Genomic DNA, 18,336 nt, shown 5'->3' on the forward strand with positions numbered 1-18,336 from the left:
TACTTCGACCCGGTTGCGCGAACATCAACCAGATACGCGATAACATCGACCTGAATGCGCGAATATCAACCGGATTTGCGGTGACTTCGGACCAAAAACGCGGATATCAACCTAGTACTAATTGGCTCAGATATATTAGAACAAAAAGGAGCAAACAGAAATGATCGCAATTGTTGATTATGGCGCCGGAAATATCAAAAGCCTGCAATCTGCCTTAACGAAACTGAATTTGAACGCTTTCTTAACAAGCGATCATCAAACAATCACAGCAAGTGATGCCATTATTTTACCTGGTGTAGGGGCATTTAAGGATGCCATGGCAGCACTTGACCAGCTTGGTTTAACCTCTGTGTTACAAGCGGAGGCTGGAAAAGGAAAACCCATCCTCGGCATATGTCTCGGTATGCAATTATTGTACGAAATGAGCTACGAAGATGGAGAATGGGAAGGTCTGGGTCTGCTAAAAGGACGTATCCAGAAAATTGACCCCTCCGTCAAGGTGCCACACATGGGCTGGAATACATTAACTCATCATCAGGAGCACCCAATACTGCAGGGCATTGATGATCAAACATATATGTATTTTGTCCATTCTTATTATGCCGATGCCACAGGCAATGATGCAACAATTAGCAGTTGTCCATATGGCGGAGACATTTCCGCCATTGTTCAATCCGAAAACATTATTGGTATGCAATTTCATCCAGAGAAAAGTGGTCCGGCCGGGCTCAAACTGTTAAAAAACTTCGGGGAGTTGATTTCATGATCCTATTTCCGGCAATTGATATACGAAATGGAAAATGTGTACGCCTGACCCAAGGTGATTATCAACAAGAAAAAATCTATAGTAATGACCCTGCAACAATCGCCGCTGAATGGGAAAACCAGGGTGCAAAATATCTGCATATGGTTGACCTAGACGGGGCAAAAACAGGTACGGCATCCAATCAAACAACCATCCAATCCATTGTCAAACAAACGTCTATCCCTATTCAAATCGGGGGTGGAATCCGTTCCATGGAAGCCTTTAAAACGTACATATCACTCGGAGTTGACCGAGTGATTATCGGAACTGCAGCCATTGATGATAAAGCATTTTTGCAAGAGGCGGTAACACGCTTTGGCGATAAGGTCGCTGTTTCCATTGATGCCAGAAACGGTTATGTGGCGACAAATGGATGGATAAACACAAGCAAGGTAAAAGCTATCGATCTCATAAAAGAGTTAGAGGACATCGGTGTCAAAACGGTCATTTATACGGACATTTTAAAAGATGGCATGCTTGCCGGCCCCAACTTTGCTGAATTGGAAGCAATCAACCATGCTACATCGATCCATGTAATTGCTTCTGGCGGAGTATCGAGCAAACAAGACATTGAGCAATTATCCACACTCGGACTCTATGGAGCGATCATCGGAAAAGCATTATATGATGGCAGATTATCCTTTTCGTCCTTAAGAGAGGAGCGTTACCATGCTCGCTAAACGAATCATCCCCTGTTTAGACGTAGATAAAGGCAGAGTCGTCAAGGGTAAGAAGTTTCAAGAAATCCGAGATGTCGCAGATCCAGTTCAACTGGCAAAACGCTACAGTCAAGAGGGCGCCGATGAGCTCGTCTTCTACGATATTACCGCATCAAATGAAAACCGCAATATTTTTACCGACATTGTAGAACAAGTGGCAACCGAAATTAATATTCCGTTTACAGTTGGTGGTGGACTACGATCAGTCGATGATATTTATCGGGTATTACGAGCTGGAGCGGATAAAGTATCGCTTAACAGTGCAGCCATCCGGGATCCTTCCTTAATTACCGATGCAGCGGCAAAGTTTGGCAGTCAGTGTATTGTTTTATCCATGGACGTCAAACAAAATCATTCGAAGTGGACGGTCTACTTAAATGGCGGCCGGATCGATACAGGCATGGATGCAATGGAATGGGCAACTCGTGGGGAAACACTTGGTGCCGGAGAAATCGTTGTCAATGCCATGGATGTGGATGGCGTCAAAAATGGATTTAACATAAATTTAACCAGAAAAATTGCTGAAACAGTAAACATTCCGATTGTGGCAAGTGGCGGTGCAGGGAAAATGGAACATTTCACCTCCGTCTTACAGGAAGGCAAAGCCGATGCCGCGCTTGCTGCATCGGTGTTTCATTACCAAGAAATCAAGATTCCAGAACTGAAGCAGTATTTAGCAGAAAACGGCATCCTAATGAGGAGAGATTGATCATGGAAATAAATGTTGAACAAATTAAGTTTGATGAACAAGGACTCGTACCCGCGATTATTCAGGATAATGACACTGGCAAAGTATTGACACTCGCTTATATGAATGAAGCCGCTTTACAGAAAACGCTGGAAACAAATGAAACCTGGCTGTACAGCCGCAGCAGACAACAGTTATGGAATAAAGGCGAAACATCTGGAAACAAGCAAATCGTACAAAACATTACCTATGACTGTGATGGGGATGCACTGCTGGTACAGGTACAGCCGCTTGGTCCTGCCTGCCATACGGGAGCAGAAACATGCTTTCACAAGCCGCTTAATCACGGCAGTCCCAACCAATTTGCGATGATCAGCAATCTGGTGAAGACAATTAAACAACGCCGTGATCACCCTGTTGACGGTTCCTACACCACTTATTTATTTCACGAAGGAATCGATAAAGTGCTGAAAAAAGTTGGCGAAGAAACGAGCGAGGTCATTATCGGCGCGAAGAATGCCGATAATGAAGAATTAATCTGGGAAATTTCCGACCTCATTTATCACACATTGATTCTAATGGATATACGTGGAGTTAGCCTAGCCGACATTCGACAGGAACTCATGAAACGTCATATGCAAAAAGAAGGGATTTGTCGTGAGTAAGTTTTGGAGTGACATGGTAACAAGAGCCGAACCATATATACCTGGTGAACAACAAGCGGGGGAAATGATTAAGCTCAACACGAATGAAAATCCCTACCCGCCCTCACCAATGGTCACGGAGGCCATTACCCGGGAGTTGAAACGAAAACTGCAATTATATCCCAGTCCAACGGTTGATACACTAAGGGGAAAAATCGCAGGGCCTTATCAGCTGCGAAAGGAAAATGTATTTGTCGGCAATGGATCTGACGAGGTGCTGGGATTTGCTTTTATGGCTTTTTTCGCAGGCGATAAGCCAATCTGCTTTCCCAAGATAACGTATAGCTTTTATCCAGTATACGCCAAACTATTTAACATCCCGTACCAAACCCAACCGCTAGGACGGGACTTTACAATCCAACCAGAGGACTATTTCCAATCAGAGGGCGGCGTGATCTTTCCAAACCCGAATGCGCCTACAGGTATTTATTTAGCACTTGAACATGTGGAGGATATCGTGGAAAATAACCCAGATCGCGTTGTTATCATTGATGAGGCCTATATTGATTTTGCCAAGGAATCAGCAGTCTCCCTTGTTGATCGCTATGACAATCTGCTTGTTGTCCAGACCATGTCCAAATCACGTGCACTTGCAGGATTACGAATCGGATATGCACTAGGAAACGCAACATTAATCGAAGGACTGAACCGTGTCAAAAATTCGTTTAACTCCTACACCCTTGACCGGCTGGCTATTGCTGGTGCAGAAGCAGCATTGGATGACCATGGTTATTTTTCACAGCGTGTCAGCCAGGTCACCAAAACGCGTGAGTGGGTAACGGAGCGCATGAAACAATATGGCTTCACTGTCCTCCCTTCCCAGGCAAATTTCATCTTTGTCAGCCATTACAAGCTCTCGGCAAAACGATTATATGAGAAACTAAGGGAAAAGGGTGTGCTTATCCGCTATTTTGACAAACCGCAGATAGCAGACTATTTACGGATTACCATTGGAACAGATGCGGATATGCGTACTTTCTTTGACACGCTGACTGATGTAATGGAGGAGCTTACCGAGGTGAATGTTCATTTATAATATATAAGTTGTTACTATTCAACCTGCAACCCTAATGCGTCTATTCTTAGGTCGATATTGTGACCAATTCGGATCTCTCCGCTTCAAGGTTGATGTGATACCACACTTAGTAATGAAAGCCCCTGCCAATTCTGGCAGAGGCTTTCATTGCTAAATCATATTTTTAATGTCCGCATCTTTTTCTAACTTGTCAATTTTATCTTGCAGCTGATCGCTTTGCTTTTGCTGCGCTAATTGATCTTTTATTTGCGACTTGACTTCCTTAAATTTAGGAATATCATCGTTTTGCTTTTTCAGCTGATCATAATAGGATTTAACGTCATCATCACTGACATCAACATCAGGCAATTCCTGATCCATATACTTATCAATGATCATCTCAAATGCTAACTGATTTTTATAGCCTTCTTCACTAAGTTTATATTGATCAAGCACGGACTGAAACTGTTCCTCATTGTCCGATTTCATTTTCTTAAATTCTTTATCCACCGCATCATCAGAAACATTGATTCCTTTCTTTTCTGCATCCTGCTTTACCAGCTCTTGCTGAATCAGAACATTCATTGTTTGCTCCTTCAGCTGGTCTTTATCACTGACATCCTCGCCATATTGATTCATGAGTACCTTCGTTTGTGCATAAGCATCGTTATATTGTGTACCTTTTATTTGCTTATCGTTTACTTTAGCTACCACATCGTCCTTAGCAAGCTTTTCATCGTCAGAAATGGTAACTTCCTGATTCTTCTGCTGCTCTGACTGTTCGGTTTTCGCCTGGTCATCATCACTTTTCTTTTTGGAGCCGGAGTCGGAATCAGAATCATTTCCACATGCGGCCAACATCGTTATTATACTTAATGCTAGTACTAGCATGACTAATTTTTTCATCGGACGCTTCCCTCATTTCGTCTATTGTCTTTCCATTCAAACATAGATACGTGATAAATAGCAAGTCAAGCTTTTGCAGCTATCCCGATGGAAGACCGCCATGACAGGCACTAGTGCAGTACTTAACATTTTCATGACAAACCAGCCTATTTTATGCCACAATTTCGGGGACAGTCGCCCACCACTATAGCGTGGTGGTACTACTGTCCCCGAAAAAGTCATTCCAAACTATCCTGTACTTCTTTGATCATTTCTTGTACCGAAACAAGGCCACCACCAGAAAGATACCAGAATTCTGGGTTTAGGTACGTAATAGTATCATTTTTATACGCCTTTGTATCCTTCATCAGTTTGTTTTCAACAATTTTCTTTGCGGACGGCTCCCCTCCGGTTACAACAGCTCCCCGATCCACGACATATAATAAGTCCGGGTCTTTTTCTTTTACATATTCAAAGGAAACATTCTGTCCATGCACGGAAGCTTCAATGCTCTCATCGACTGCAGGAACACCGAACACATCATGAATAAGACCAAACCTTGAATCTTTTCCATAGGCACTGATTTTATCATCATTCGCCAAAATAATCAGTGCTTTTTTATCCATGCCCTCCGCTTTCTCTTTTAGCGAAGCAATGGAATCATCGATGTCTGCAAGTTTTTGCTCAACTTCATCTTCTTTATCAAAGATCTTACCAACCGTTTCCATATTCTCTTTGAATGAATCCATATAACGTGTTGTATCCACACCAAGGTAAACAGTCGGAGCGATTTCCTCTAATTGATCGTACACATCTGACTGGCGTCCAGAAATGATAATTAAATCCGGATCCACTTCAGCAATTTTTTCAAAATCAGGTTCTTTTAAACTTCCTACATTTTCGTAGTCATCACTTTCATACTTTTCCAGATAAGATGGAATATTTCCCTGTGGAACCCCTGCAACCTGAATGCCGAGTTCATCTAATGTATCGAGCACACCATAATCAAACACAACAACATTTTTCGGCTTCTTATCTACTTTTGTTTCACCTAGTTCATGCTTAACGGTGATAGTAGAATCATCTTCTTTTGCTTTCTCATCTGAATTATCTTTTGAATCAGTTGAGCCGCAAGCTGCCATAAGAACAACTAAAACGCTCATAACAAGTAATAGTGCAAACTTTTTCATATAAAAAACTCCTTTTTCTGATTTCTTTACGTTCCAAACCATGGTAAAAAAATCCCCTATGTATAAAACATACAACATGACAATATGGCAAATCCATTTGATATTCTGATGACAATGAAACAAATCCGTTTACCATATTAAAAAAATAAGCTATCATGAATAGGTGTAAGGTTCCTTTATATTGGACTTGGGCATGGCGATGCTGTCTAGTATAAGGGGATCTTTTTTACTTATTAGGTCCATGTCCAGCTCCAGCATTCAGTAACATCACCCCCTTCAATGATAAAGTGAAACTGCACCGGACACTTGTAACTGCTAATTCCATTAAAAGTAAACACATATCCGCTGATTATCAATTTCTTTAATATCAATATCCATGTCATAAATATCTTTCAATACACACTGATCGATAACATCACAGGTGGGGCCTTGTTTGACAATCTTGCCGTCTTTCAGTGCGACAATGTTATCAGAATAACAAGAAGCAAAATTGATATCATGAATCACAATGACAATTGTCTTTCCCATTTCATTGACAAGGCGGCGTAACGTTTTCATAATGGATACCGAATGACGCATATCTAAATTATTCAGTGGCTCATCAAGCAAAATATATTCGGTATCCTGAGCAATTACCATGGCAATATGGGCACGTTGCCGCTGCCCGCCACTGAGTTCGTCTAAAAACTTATGCTGCATATCACGGAGTTCCATATAATCGATGGCTTCCTCCACCTTCTCCCAATCTTCTTGCTTCAATTTGCCCTGGGAGTACGGGAAACGTCCAAACGACACTAATTCCCTGACCGTCAGCTTTAGATTAATCGCATTCGACTGCTTGAGAATGGAAATCTTCTTCGCCAGTTCTTTATTTTTTGTTTGCAGTATATCTCGCCCGTCGATCGTAATTTCTCCATCATCTTTTGCAATCAGCCGACTAATCATTGAGATTAACGTACTTTTTCCAGCACCATTGGGGCCAATAAATGATGTGATCGTTCCTTTTTCGATTTTCACCGAGACATCATCGATTACCTTCTTCTGGTTATACTTTTTAAATACATGTTTAATATCTACCATGATTTATTCTCCTTTAACAAAAGATATATGAAATAGATACCGCCAGCAAAATTGATGATCACACTGACAGTCGTTTGAAATGTGAATACCTTCTCAACAATGAATTGACCACCGATTAACGCAATAATACTGATGAACATCGAACCAAGAATGATGTAAAAGTGCCGGAATGTCTTTAAAAACTCATAGGCCAGGTTAACAACAAGCAGTCCCAGGAATGTGATCGGCCCAATCAATGCCGTTGAAATCGAAATGAGTACCGCAACAATAATCAGTAACCGCTTGACCACGTAATCATATGGGACACCTAAATTGATGGCATCATCTTTGCCCAGCGCCAGTACATCCAAGTATTTATAAAAACGCAGGAAATACAGCATAATTAACAAAATGATACCAACCGACAAATAGACAAGGTCGGTGTTCACATTATTTATGCTGGCAAACATTTTATCCTGAGCCACCATAAATTCATTCGGATCGATTAGTACCTGCATAAACGAGGTAAAACTGCCAAAAAAGGTTCCTAAAATCATACCGACTAATAACAGGAAGTAGACATTATTCTTTTCTCCCCGAAATAGCAAGCGATAAAGAATTAATGCAAACAGAACCATAATCACAAGCGAGAATATGTAATTGAGTTTGCTGCTCATCATGATGAGTGATTTAGATCCAAACAGGAAAATCGTTACCGTCTGGATTAACAAATATAGCGAATCCAATCCAAGAACACTCGGAGTCAAGATCCGATTGTTCGTAATCGTCATGAAAATCGTCGTTGAAAATGCAATCGCCCCACCCGTCAGGATGATCGCAACAATTTTAATAATTCTTCTTGGTAAAATGTAACCAATATTCCCGGTCAGGTCATAGAATACAAACAATGCGGCTAGCAATAACGCGATAACGGCCAGAATAATTGTTTTCTTTTTATAATCCATATTTCTTTCTCCTTACTAATAGATAGATAAATATCCCACTACCTATCACCCCAACGGTTAAGCTAATTGGAATTTCATAAGGATAAATAATCACTCTGCCGATAATATCACAAACTAGAACAAAAATTGCCCCGAGTAGTGCCGTATGTAACAATGTTTTTTTTAAATGATCCCCCTGATAAATTGTAACGATATTCGGGATAATTAATCCCAAGAATGGAATCATTCCGACCGATAAGACGACGGATGCGGTTACAAGGGCAACAATGATTAATCCAAGATTCACCACTTGACGATAATTTAACCCTAAGTTCTTGGAAAAGTCCTCCCCCATTCCGGCAATGGTAAATTTATTGGCATAGAACGCTGCGATTAACAGGATTGGAATACTGACAAACATCAATTCGTAATTTCCACTCATGATCATTGAGAAGTCGCCTTGCATCCAGGATGACATATTTTGAATCAGGTTATTTTGATACGCAAAAAAAGTGGATACAGAGCTAATAATGTTTCCAAACATTAAACCAATTAATGGAATGAATATGGCATCTTTAAACTTTACTTTCTCCAAAATCTTCATGAATACTAATGTACCAAGTAACGCAAAGCCAAACGACACGAGCATTTTTTGCAGCGGACTTGCTGCGGTAAATACCATCATGGATACAAGTATCCCAAGTCGTGCCGAATCCAATGTTCCGGAAGTAGATGGGGATACAAACTTATTCTTACTAAGCTGTTGCATGATCAGCCCGCAAATACTCATACTCATCCCAGCAATTAAAATACTAATCAGCCGAGGAATCCTGCTAACCAGTAAAACCGTTTTCTGATCCTCTGTTAAATGAAACAAGTCCAGCGGAGAAACATTGGAAACCCCAACAAAGACCGATGTAACAGAAAGTATAATGACTGCTATAACTAAATACCGTATTTTCATACCATAACCTCAACTCGAAAAACTTGTGCCAATTATAAAAACGCATTTTATGACGTGGTTACTTACTTATAATCATTCTTATCTTTTAATCTATCTAATTAGGAATGATATTCATTATCAATTAGACTATACCTTTGATTATAGTCAAACTATCCAGAGGAGTCAATGAATTTTCTGTCACAAATATCACGTTTTTTCTGAAAGCCCTGTCTAATGGCAAATAAAAAAACTAACCCGGGAAAAGCAGTTACCTTAACTACCTTTATTTTGAGTTAGTTTTTAGCCGCATCGCTATCTTCTTTTGTACCACTCTTAAGCATTGTAACACAGACGTTTGCGAACTGATCCTTTGTTCCCCTATTTTAAATAAGGAACAAATCACCCCATGGAATGAAGTTTCACTTTATTCTTCAATCTCACAGCATCCGTCATCAGTGCAATAAGTTGTCTTTGACTTGGTTGGATTCAACGACTGTAATGCGGGTTTTTCACTTTCTTCTTCCCATACTTTATCCAATACTTCTGTAAAAACTTCTGTCGGTTGTGCACCGGAGAGTGCATATTTTTCATTAAAAACAAAAAACGGAACTCCTTGTACACCAATTTGTTTTGCCTCATCTTCATCGGCACGAACCTGTCGGCGATAATCATCCGTTTGCAGCAACGTTTTCACTGCCGATGGATTCAGTCCAACTTCTCCTGCCAGTTTCATTAATGTTTCTTCGTCCCCAAGATGTTCGGAGTCCGTAAAATAAGCCTTTAATAATCGCTCGGTCATTTCCTTACCTTTACCCTTTTCCGCAGCATACTTTGCAACTCGATGTGCATCAAATGTATTCGTATGCTGCATGGAATCAAAATTATAGGTCAACCCAAGCTCAGCCGCCTGCTTTGCCATATTTTCATTCATTTGCTTTGCCTTTTCGACCGAAGAGCCTACCTTCTTTGCCATTATTTCATGAATCGATTTTCCAAGGTTCTTTTCCGCATTTGGATCTAGCTCATAACTTTTATATTCAAGTGTGACATTATCTTTGTGAGCGAACTGTGACAACGCATTTTCCAATCGGCGCTTTCCCATATAACAGAAGGGACATACAAAGTCAGACCATACTTCAATTTTCATCAAAAAACACCTCATTTCACTAGTTATTGTAGCACATAAAATCTGCCTTTTAATAATGCTGTGCTTGCAATCACCAGAACAAATGCTAGTTACTCATGTTATGAAATTCAGCAGGGAACCAACAATCAGCGTCTTCTAAATAAAACGGCCATGATCCGGGACAGCAATTTCATCAAAATTTTCTATGAGGTGCTTCAATCCTTTAGTCAAGGCCTCCCCCTCCATCGCATGACCATGACCTGTAACCGCTAATTCCGGGTTTAATTCTGCCAATTTTTTCACCGATTCTTTAGCCGCATACCAATCGGTGGTTAAATATCTTGGCGGCCCATTCACCTCTTCTGTCTGCATTAATACTTTATAAAAAGAATCTTGACGAACCGTAATAAAGGCATCTGCAGCTATCAAGGTGCGATCCTTTTCTCTGAAGAAAGAGACTTGCCCCGGGCTGTGTCCAGGTGTATGTATCCATTTCCATTCGGGTAGCCCTGGAACACGTTGATCGTTCGGTAACGGTTGGACATGATCCCCCAAATTAATCGGCTCATTCGGGTACACCGGGGATATTTTGGCTAACAATCCCCCTTCAACTGTCCCATCTGGTTCAGGATAGCTTTCTTTTCCAGTCAAATAGGGCAGCTCGCGTTCGTGAGCATAAACCGGTACGTCCCATTCCTGAACTAACTCCACTAATCCACCCACATGATCAAAGTGCCCATGCGTCAATAAAATCGCTGACGGCTTGCTGTCTTGTCCAAAGCGTTCATGCACAACCGAGCGAATTTCCGCTTCTGAATAGGGCAACCCGGCATCAATCATATACCATTCCTCTGCGTTAGGCTTGCCAATAAAGATGATATTTGCTATTTGATCGGTATAATAGTAAACATCGTCACGTACCTCCTGACCCATTCCACTCGTGATTGAAGTCATCGGAATGAATTTGCTGTCTTCGCCACGATGCATTTCGTTATCCATGTGATCAACCTCCATTTTTGAATAGTATTTGGAGGTAGAGTGCGAAATATACGATTTCGCCCCTTTTCTGTGTGATGAGCAGTCGCTTAGAAAGGCGCAAGCGCCCGTATAGAGACGTATAGACTGGACTGAGCCGTAGGAGATAAAGGAAACACGGTGAGCTGGAAGCGAGCCGATGTTGACTTATCGTACAGAGGCGGGTGTTGGCTACTAGTCTCTGGGCGCTGGAGCCGGACATGGCTATCGCTGACAGTAAAATTAACAACGCCAAATTTTATTCTTTCTTTACTTAAAAAAGGCAGATAACCCTCTGCCTCTTTCTCTTTAGTATGCCTGTTCTTTTTGAATTGAGCCATCTTTCTTGTGTACGGTCAATGTTGTTCCTTTATTTTTGGCAATTTCTCTTGCACGTTTAACAGCGTCATTCTTATCTTTATACACAGCAGTTGGCTTTTTCGCTTTACTAGAAGTTACCGCCCAGCCATCATCATGTGCGACGACATGTTCTCCTTCCTCTAAACGCTCTGGATTATTTTCATATCGCTGTCCTTCCTCCGATCGTTCGGTTGGTTTTCCTGACTGATTATAATCAGCCAGCTCTTGCTTATCCGCGTTTTTATACCATTCCTTTGCCTGTTCAGTTGCAATTGGAATAGCCCTGCCTTCCTCATAACCCTCGTCTACCATTGAGTTGGCAATATCGATTGCCTTTTTACGCACAACTTTGTCTAAATTTTTCATAGATGAAGGGTAGTCGTTCAATATCCATGGCATGTGATACGCCTCCTTCGTTTTTAGTACAACCATTCCCGTATACATAGGATTGAAACATGAACGATCATTTCAAAAAAGAAAGCTGAAACCAAACAAGGCTTCAGCTCTCTTCTTCCAACAATGATCGTCCCATAATATTTACACGCTTCGTATTTTGTAATTCTGCAATTGATTTCACGCCAATACCGAACATTACCATTTTCATTTCAAATTCAATTTGTTCCATCGTCTGTTTGACGTTTTCCACCGATTCGGTAGCGGATTCCAGTAACTGTCTGGCAAATCCAACTACATCCGCACCAATCGTCATTGCTTTTGCGGCATCCACACCGGTCTTCATTCCGCCACTAGCAACAATCGGTACATCCGGAAGCTTACTTTTCACCGAAACAATACAGTCTTTCGTTGGATTTCCCCAATTATTAAACGCCTCAGCAGCAGCCTTGCGCAATGGATCCTTGGAACGAAGCTTTTCTACTTGACTCCATGAGGTCCCACCAGCACCCGCCACATCGATAAAGGAAACTCCCGCTTCATACAATTTTTCTGCTACCGAACCATCAATACCAAAGCCAACTTCCTTGACACCGACAGGCACCGTCAGAGATTCGCAGACTTCCTTAATTTTTGGCAGCAGCTCGTTAAAATTCAAGTCACCTTCATCTTGAACAACTTCCTGCAGACTGTTTACGTGCAAATAAAGTGCGTCTGCTTGGGTTAAATCAACTAAACGCTGACACTCCTTCATCCCGTAGCCATAGTTTAATTGCACGGCTCCAATATTAGCAATTAATGGCACGGTCGGCGCATGCTTGCGGATTAAGAATGATTCTTTATGGGCATCACTTTCAAGCAACGCTCTTGTGGAACCAAGCGCGATTGCCCAGCCTTGTTTCTCTGCAGCTTTTGCCAGATTGGTGTTAATCTTTTCTGCAAGTTCTGATCCGCCGGTCATCGAGCTTACCAGAAACGGAGCCTTTATTGCTTTCTGTAAAAAGGTCGTATCCAGTCGGATAGCTGCAAAGTCGATTTCCGGCAATGCATTGTGTATAAAGGAAATTCCTTCTAACCCTGTTGTTTTATTTACACCCTCCACATTCTCTGTTAAACATAAGCGAATGTGTTCTGTTTTACGTTTGTTAATCCCTATTTCCATGAAGATAATCCTCCAATTCCACCGCTTTACGAGCTAGTTCTCTTCTTTTAGTCTACTTGTTTTCCGGTGATTTTAAAAGGAAAACGACGCTTGCCTTTCTTTTGGAAGATTGTGTCGTTAAAACTAATGGAAATAAAGCGATTTTACGTTATAATGAATGAAATGAGTGAAATCCTATCAAAAACAGGGAGGAATTTTGTTGAAGCAGCACGCAAAAGAATTTGCTGAAATGGCACATAAGGGACAAACACGAAAAAGTTCCGATGCACCTTATATCACCCATCCAATCCGTGTTGCTGATCGATTGGAGCAAGCAGGTTTTTCCGATGAATTGGTTTGTGCCGGCTATCTGCACGATGTCGTGGAAGATACGCCATATGAAATGGAAGATATACAAGAGAGATTTGGCAGAAAAGTAGCCACCCTTGTTGCAGCACACACGGAAGATAAATCAAAGTCCTGGCAGGAACGAAAGCAGCATACTATTGATACCATTAAAGATGCTAATAAAGAGGTAAAATACCTTATTGTTGCAGATAAATTGGATAACTTGCTGGGATTAGAAAAAGACCTCGACCGTCTAGGTGATCAAGTATGGTCGCATTTCAATGCTGGCTTTGACAAGCAAAAGTGGTACAACCAATGGATTGCTGAAAACATGTGTATCGGGCTCCATGCAGATGAAGTACCCGCTTACTTCAACGAATTCAAGGCTGCAATTGAGCGTGTATTTGGCTCCTATTGAAGGGATGAGAGCCTCCGGACTCATCTGGAGAGACTCTCATTGCTTATCATCTATTTTTATACTTGTCTTTTAATTGCTTGGAAACCTTCTTCCATTTACTTTTTTCTTCCAACCGGGCTTTTTGATCCTGTTTTCGTTTTTCAAAAGCCAGCTCCCGTTGCAGTTTCAAATAACTTTGAAATCGCTCCGTTGATAACTCACCGAATTTTAATGCCTCCTGCACACGACATCCCGGCTCCGTATCATGCTGACAATCAGTAAATCGGCAGTCCAGTGCCAGTGTTTCAATATCCTGAAACGTCGTATCGATCGCTGATTCTCCATCCCACAGCTGTAACTCCCGCATTCCAGGCGTATCGATTAATAATGCGCCGCTTGGCAGGGTGAACATTTCCCGATGTGTGGTTGTATGACGACCTTTACTGTCAGAAGCCCGGATATCATTAGTCTCTTGCACTATTTCGCCACAAAGTTTGTTCACTAATGTAGATTTTCCCACACCCGATGATCCTAGCAACGCCACTGTCTTCTTTGCCGGCAAATAGTCTATTAATTCATCCATGCCTTCTCCAGTTATACTGCTAATTGCGACAATAGGCACACCGATCGCCACTTCTTCCACCTGAGAAGTGATCCGCACTACTTCTTCTGGTGTAGTTTCGTCCAATTTAGTCAATACAATAACCGGGGATGCACTGCTTTCATATGTTGCTAATATATACCGTTCGATACGCCTTACATTCACATCATGATTAAGGGAATTAACAATGAAAACCAGATCCATATTTGCCGCAACTAATTGGCCTTCTGTTTTCACTCCGGCCGCCTGGCGAACAAATTGACTTTTTCGAGGCAACACACGATGAATAACCGCTTTTTGTTCCTCTGGTAACTTCTGAACCTTCACCCAATCACCAACAGCGGGAAAGTCGAGTGAGGTTTGAGCCTGATTTAGGAACTTTCCCGTTAAATGTGCAAAATATTCTAATTCCCCATCAGAAATTCGATAGCTGTTTTTTTGCACCGCAATTACACGTGCTAGTTTATCTGATTCTACTTCTGAGATGGATTCGTTCCATCCAAGTTTTTCAATACTATTCAATAACCGTTTCCTCCTTAGTAATTGGAGGAAGAGCCTTTTACAGTTCCGACCGTTCCTCCATTTTGTTACGTGTGTGTTGGTTTACAAAAACAATTTTCATGACCATCATAAAACACCACTCCTTTCAAAAATGGATGAACAAACTATTACCAGTTTACACCAGACTAGTACACTAGGACAAGAGTACAGATGGAACCACTGAAAAAGACTACCAACTCGGCTGGGAAATTCTCTCTCATTCTTTGTGACGCTCTTCCAGAAAGACGGGGGGTTCTCTCGTTCTCTCCCGAAATGATGGGCCTTTCTCCCGAATTTAATTCGCGCTCTATTTAATAGTCGTACTTACTTTTTGTGCTTAACTGCTTCATAGGCTCGGACAGGTGCATTGTCCGCATTCGTTTGCCGAATATGTTAGAATATTAATAATCATAAAACGAAAGGAAATATCTTATGGAAATTAACAGAAAGACATTAAATTTTCGCCGTATCAATCAAGCGAAAGCCAGCTTCTAATGCGCTTCCTACCGCTGTTTCTGCTTCTTCTTCCGGAACCTTCCACACACCATATCCAAGTTGTGGCATGCGAAGATCATTGTTTAACGTAATATATTGCATGTTACTCGCTTCCTTTCTTTTTTAATTCGGTGAGCCCATCATATGGCTCTACCCCATTTAATGAGTAATCCGACAACACTGGCAAATATAGCATGTCCAATTGTCCAGAACGCCCAAGCTGCGAAGTCGGTCACTGCCGGAACTTGTTCTGTTAATGCCGTTAATGAATATAATATACCACCTCCAACTGTAAATACCACCAGATATGCAGTAAATGACCGTTCAAGATGGAGACTTTTTAAGATATAAAATAAGACAATAACACTGAGAATACAGGTGACAAAATGAAAGGTAATACCCACTTTACCACTTGACTGTATGTTTCTTAATAAAGGAATATAATCAGTATTAAATAGTAAAACAAAAGCCTGATTACCGGTTAGCAGCTGGATAATTTTCAAAAAGACTGCGAGTACTATCCCGGCTACGATCCCTATGAATGTTAACTTCAACAGTTGTCTCATCATGAACCATCTCGCTAAAAAACTGACATACTTTCTGTTTCTACAGTAGCTTTTAAACTATTCCCAGATACATCAATTGTAAACTACGCTCTTGTGAAATCTGCTAATTGTATGAGAGAGTGAATGGTACTCCTCACAACGTAAAGTCATCAAACACTGTTCCCACCATACTCTTTAAATCGTTTGGTGCCAATTCCACTTGCATGCCTCTTTTACCTGCAGAAACAATCATTGTTTCCATTAACTCTGCTTCAGCTGCAATATAGGTTGGAAAGTACTTTTTCATCCCGATCGGTGAACAGCCGCCGCGAATATAGCCTGTAGTGTCTTCCAAATCCTTCATTGGCAGCATCTCTACTTTCTTATTACCACTGACTTTTGCTAACGCCTTGAGATCTAATTCCTTTTCGGATGGAATACAAGCAACAATGGGACCGGTTTTATCGCCAACCGCGACTAACGTTTTGAAAATCTTTTCATGTGGCTTTCTGGAATTTTCTGCTGCTGTGATAGCATCCAAACGATCTTCATCCCATGCGTATTCGAGTATCTGGTATGCAATATTTTCTTTATCCAGTATGCGCATGACATTGGTTTTGTGAGTTTTTTTCTTTTTCATTACTAACTCCTTCTTTTGAATAGCTATTTAGGCTAGATTTGCTTGATCATTAGAGCATATAGTAGAATACGTATAATTACAAAATCTTTTCTCTATTATATAAGGGGATGTATTTATGTCAAAACGTAAGGCAATGCAGAGCTTAGCAAACTTAGAGAAAGCACTTGACCGGCTTGACGAAGCCTTAAAGGAAGATGAAAAAAATAGCCTCTATATTGATGGCACCATTCAACGTTTTGAATTTTCATTGGAATTGTACTGGAAAGCCCTAAAAAGGCTCCTAGCTGAAGAAGGCATTGAAACAAAAACACCCAGAGAAACATTAAAGCAAGCCTATAAGGTTGATTGGATAGACAACGAGCCGGCCTGGTTACAAATGCTTCGTGACAGAAATGAAACGTCTCATGCATATGACGAAGAAAAAGCAAAATGTATTTACGAAAATATTATGGATTACTTTCCTGAAATGAAGAAAACATATACGTACCTAAAATTTAAATTTGAAAAAGAATGGGGTGATTCCCTCGATGATTGAGCAAAGACTAATTGACCAGTTATATATAATGGGTAAGAATAATAACATTCATAAAATTATATTGTTCGGTTCCAGAGCAATCGGGGATAATATCCAGAAATCTGACATTGATTTAGCCTTTGTAGCTCCCGAAATGTCCGAAAAAGAATGGGCCAAATTTAGTGATACGTTAGAAGAGGAGTTAGACACCTTACTGTTATTAGACCTTATTAAGTTCGAAAATGCCTCCAGTGAATTAAAACATGAAATTGTAAAACACGGGAAGGTAATTTACTCGAATGACTCAGACTATGATCAAAGGAAATCTTCATAGTATTTTCCCCACCACGAAACTTTTTGTATACCAAAACGGGTGCAAGTCATCCTGCGCCCGTTTTGTCATTTTTGCTATTTCCTATCGTACATTCATCTCACTCGGCTCAGGACCTTGACGTTGATTACGATCCAGTTCAGCCATTTTCTTCATATCATCATCACTCAAAGCAAAATCGAATACATCAAAGTTTTCTTCAATACGTGATGGTGTGACCGATTTCGGAATCACGATGTTATCATATTGCAAATGCCAACGAAGGATAACTTGTGCCGGTGTTTTGCCATATTGATCAGCGATCGCTTTTACTTCTTCACTGTTCAACACATCCCCGCCGCTCATTAACGGACTCCATGCCTCTAAGTAAATATCATGCTTTTCACAGAAATCCTTCAATTCCTTCTGCTGTAAAAATGGATGACACTCTACCTGGTTTACAGCTGGGACCACTTCACATTCATCGATTAAACGTTGCAAGTGTTCAATGTCGAAGTTACATACGCCAATCGCTTTAACACGGCCATCCTTGTATAGTTTCTCCATTGCTTTATAAGTTTCCACATAATCGTCATACTCTGGTGTTGGCCAATGGATTAAATACAGGTCGACATAATCAAGGCCTAATCGATCAAGGCTTTTGTCAAATGCTTTTAATGTATTTTCATATCCTTGATCACTATTCCAGACTTTAGTCGTAATGAACAGATCTTCACGGGCTACATCGGTTTTCGCCAAAGCTCTGCCAACGCCATGCTCATTTTCGTAAACTTTTGCGGTATCAATGGAACGATAGCCCACCTCTAGTGCTTTCGTTACTGCAGGTGTCGCTTCTTCATCTGCTACCTGCCACACACCGAAGCCCAGCTGCGGCATTTTTAAGCCATTGTTTAATGTAACATATTGCATCATATCGCTTCCTTTCTTGCTGTGATGTAG

The 18,336-nt window shown here is 41.0% G+C and carries 21 protein-coding genes and 1 pseudogene; 8 read left to right on the plus strand and 14 right to left on the minus strand.

The features are described 5' to 3' along the window. Nucleotides 1–160 precede the first annotated feature (160 nt). Genes hisH through hisC form a run of 5 tightly spaced genes read left to right on the plus strand, consistent with a single transcriptional unit; the run spans nt 161 to nt 3,952 of the window. Nucleotides 161–766: an imidazole glycerol phosphate synthase subunit HisH gene (gene hisH, locus WMZ97_RS10215; RefSeq protein ID WP_343271981.1), complete on the plus strand. Its 606-nt coding sequence runs from the start codon at nt 161–163 to the stop codon at nt 764–766. Then, entirely contained in the window at nt 763–1,485 is a 723-nt protein-coding gene (gene hisA / locus WMZ97_RS10220) for a 1-(5-phosphoribosyl)-5-[(5-phosphoribosylamino)methylideneamino]imidazole-4-carboxamide isomerase (RefSeq protein WP_343271982.1), read from the plus strand. The genes hisH and hisA overlap by 4 nt, the downstream gene beginning before the upstream one ends. Next, nucleotides 1,475–2,233 (plus strand): imidazole glycerol phosphate synthase subunit HisF, encoded by a 759-nt coding sequence (gene hisF / locus WMZ97_RS10225; RefSeq protein ID WP_343271983.1) that lies wholly within the window; start codon nt 1,475–1,477, stop codon nt 2,231–2,233. Before hisA ends, hisF begins: the two co-directional genes overlap by 11 nt. Beyond that, on the plus strand, nt 2,230–2,877 hold the full coding sequence (gene hisIE / locus WMZ97_RS10230) for a bifunctional phosphoribosyl-AMP cyclohydrolase/phosphoribosyl-ATP diphosphatase HisIE (RefSeq protein ID WP_343271984.1): 648 nt from the start codon (nt 2,230–2,232) through the stop codon (nt 2,875–2,877). Before hisF ends, hisIE begins: the two co-directional genes overlap by 4 nt. Continuing rightward, on the plus strand, nt 2,870–3,952 hold the full coding sequence (hisC, locus tag WMZ97_RS10235) for a histidinol-phosphate transaminase (protein WP_343271985.1): 1,083 nt from the start codon (nt 2,870–2,872) through the stop codon (nt 3,950–3,952). The genes hisIE and hisC overlap by 8 nt, the downstream gene beginning before the upstream one ends. 150 nt (nt 3,953–4,102) lie before the next feature. On the opposite strand, the gene WMZ97_RS10240 is transcribed toward hisC, so the two are convergent. The 9 genes from WMZ97_RS10240 to fni all read right to left on the minus strand — a co-directional run bounded on the left by WMZ97_RS10240 (nt 4,103) and on the right by fni (nt 13,007). Continuing rightward, nucleotides 4,103–4,837, minus strand: a complete 735-nt coding sequence (locus WMZ97_RS10240; RefSeq protein WP_343271986.1) for a SurA N-terminal domain-containing protein — start codon at nt 4,835–4,837, stop codon at nt 4,103–4,105. 218 nt (nt 4,838–5,055) lie between these two features. After that, entirely contained in the window at nt 5,056–6,006 is a 951-nt protein-coding gene (locus WMZ97_RS10245) for a siderophore ABC transporter substrate-binding protein (RefSeq protein WP_343271987.1), read from the minus strand. A gap of 324 nt (nt 6,007–6,330) precedes the next feature. Continuing rightward, a complete protein-coding gene (locus WMZ97_RS10250) occupies nt 6,331–7,086 on the minus strand; it encodes an iron ABC transporter ATP-binding protein (protein ID WP_343271988.1) in 756 nt (251 codons plus the stop codon). Next, nucleotides 7,080–8,030: an iron chelate uptake ABC transporter family permease subunit gene (locus WMZ97_RS10255; protein WP_343271989.1), complete on the minus strand. Its 951-nt coding sequence runs from the start codon at nt 8,028–8,030 to the stop codon at nt 7,080–7,082. Before WMZ97_RS10255 ends, WMZ97_RS10250 begins: the two co-directional genes overlap by 7 nt. Beyond that, nucleotides 8,020–8,973, minus strand: coding sequence for an ABC transporter permease (locus WMZ97_RS10260; protein WP_343271990.1), 954 nt, complete (start codon nt 8,971–8,973; stop codon nt 8,020–8,022). The genes WMZ97_RS10255 and WMZ97_RS10260 overlap by 11 nt, the downstream gene beginning before the upstream one ends. A 403-nt stretch (nt 8,974–9,376) precedes the next feature. After that, entirely contained in the window at nt 9,377–10,099 is a 723-nt protein-coding gene (locus WMZ97_RS10265; protein WP_343271991.1) for a DsbA family oxidoreductase, read from the minus strand. Nucleotides 10,100–10,234: 135 nt separating this feature from the next. Then, nucleotides 10,235–11,077 carry an MBL fold metallo-hydrolase gene (locus tag WMZ97_RS10270; RefSeq protein ID WP_343271992.1) on the minus strand — a complete coding sequence of 281 codons (843 nt, stop codon included), beginning with the start codon at nt 11,075–11,077 and terminating at the stop codon, nt 10,235–10,237. A gap of 324 nt (nt 11,078–11,401) precedes the next feature. Continuing rightward, nucleotides 11,402–11,851, minus strand: coding sequence for a DUF2188 domain-containing protein (locus WMZ97_RS10275; RefSeq protein ID WP_343271993.1), 450 nt, complete (start codon nt 11,849–11,851; stop codon nt 11,402–11,404). Nucleotides 11,852–11,951: 100 nt separating this feature from the next. Continuing rightward, entirely contained in the window at nt 11,952–13,007 is a 1,056-nt protein-coding gene (gene fni / locus WMZ97_RS10280) for a type 2 isopentenyl-diphosphate Delta-isomerase (RefSeq protein ID WP_343271994.1), read from the minus strand. A gap of 199 nt (nt 13,008–13,206) precedes the next feature. On the opposite strand from fni, the gene WMZ97_RS10285 reads away from it, so the two are divergent. Further along, nucleotides 13,207–13,752 carry an HD domain-containing protein gene (locus WMZ97_RS10285; protein WP_343271995.1) on the plus strand — a complete coding sequence of 182 codons (546 nt, stop codon included), beginning with the start codon at nt 13,207–13,209 and terminating at the stop codon, nt 13,750–13,752. A 46-nt stretch (nt 13,753–13,798) separates the two neighbouring features. On the opposite strand, the gene rsgA is transcribed toward WMZ97_RS10285, so the two are convergent. The 4 genes and pseudogenes from rsgA to ybaK all read right to left on the minus strand — a co-directional run bounded on the left by rsgA (nt 13,799) and on the right by ybaK (nt 16,552). Then, a complete protein-coding gene (rsgA, locus tag WMZ97_RS10290; protein WP_343271996.1) occupies nt 13,799–14,854 on the minus strand; it encodes a ribosome small subunit-dependent GTPase A in 1,056 nt (351 codons plus the stop codon). Nucleotides 14,855–15,328: 474 nt separating this feature from the next. Further along, nucleotides 15,329–15,469 (minus strand): annotated as a pseudogene (locus WMZ97_RS10295) (aldo/keto reductase); the annotation flags it as partial. Nucleotides 15,470–15,507: 38 nt separating this feature from the next. Further along, the gene (locus WMZ97_RS10300; protein WP_343271997.1) at nt 15,508–15,936 is read right to left on the minus strand and encodes a hypothetical protein; all 429 of its coding nucleotides are present in this window, start codon (nt 15,934–15,936) and stop codon (nt 15,508–15,510) included. A gap of 130 nt (nt 15,937–16,066) precedes the next feature. Further along, nucleotides 16,067–16,552: a Cys-tRNA(Pro) deacylase gene (gene ybaK, locus WMZ97_RS10305; RefSeq protein WP_343271998.1), complete on the minus strand. Its 486-nt coding sequence runs from the start codon at nt 16,550–16,552 to the stop codon at nt 16,067–16,069. A gap of 115 nt (nt 16,553–16,667) precedes the next feature. Between ybaK and WMZ97_RS10310 the strand changes: the two genes are divergently transcribed. Continuing rightward, entirely contained in the window at nt 16,668–17,087 is a 420-nt protein-coding gene (locus WMZ97_RS10310) for an HI0074 family nucleotidyltransferase substrate-binding subunit (protein WP_343271999.1), read from the plus strand. Next, nucleotides 17,080–17,400 (plus strand): type VII toxin-antitoxin system MntA family adenylyltransferase antitoxin, encoded by a 321-nt coding sequence (gene mntA, locus WMZ97_RS10315; RefSeq protein ID WP_343272000.1) that lies wholly within the window; start codon nt 17,080–17,082, stop codon nt 17,398–17,400. Before WMZ97_RS10310 ends, mntA begins: the two co-directional genes overlap by 8 nt. 81 nt (nt 17,401–17,481) lie before the next feature. Here mntA and WMZ97_RS10320 read toward each other — a convergent pair whose 3' ends face one another. Further along, the gene (locus WMZ97_RS10320) at nt 17,482–18,306 is read right to left on the minus strand and encodes an aldo/keto reductase (protein ID WP_343272045.1); all 825 of its coding nucleotides are present in this window, start codon (nt 18,304–18,306) and stop codon (nt 17,482–17,484) included. Between the last annotated feature and the right edge of the window lie 30 nt (nt 18,307–18,336).

The sequence above is a fragment of the Lentibacillus songyuanensis genome, assembly GCF_039548255.1.
GTDB lineage: Bacteria > Bacillota > Bacilli > Bacillales > Amphibacillaceae > Lentibacillus_C > Lentibacillus_C songyuanensis.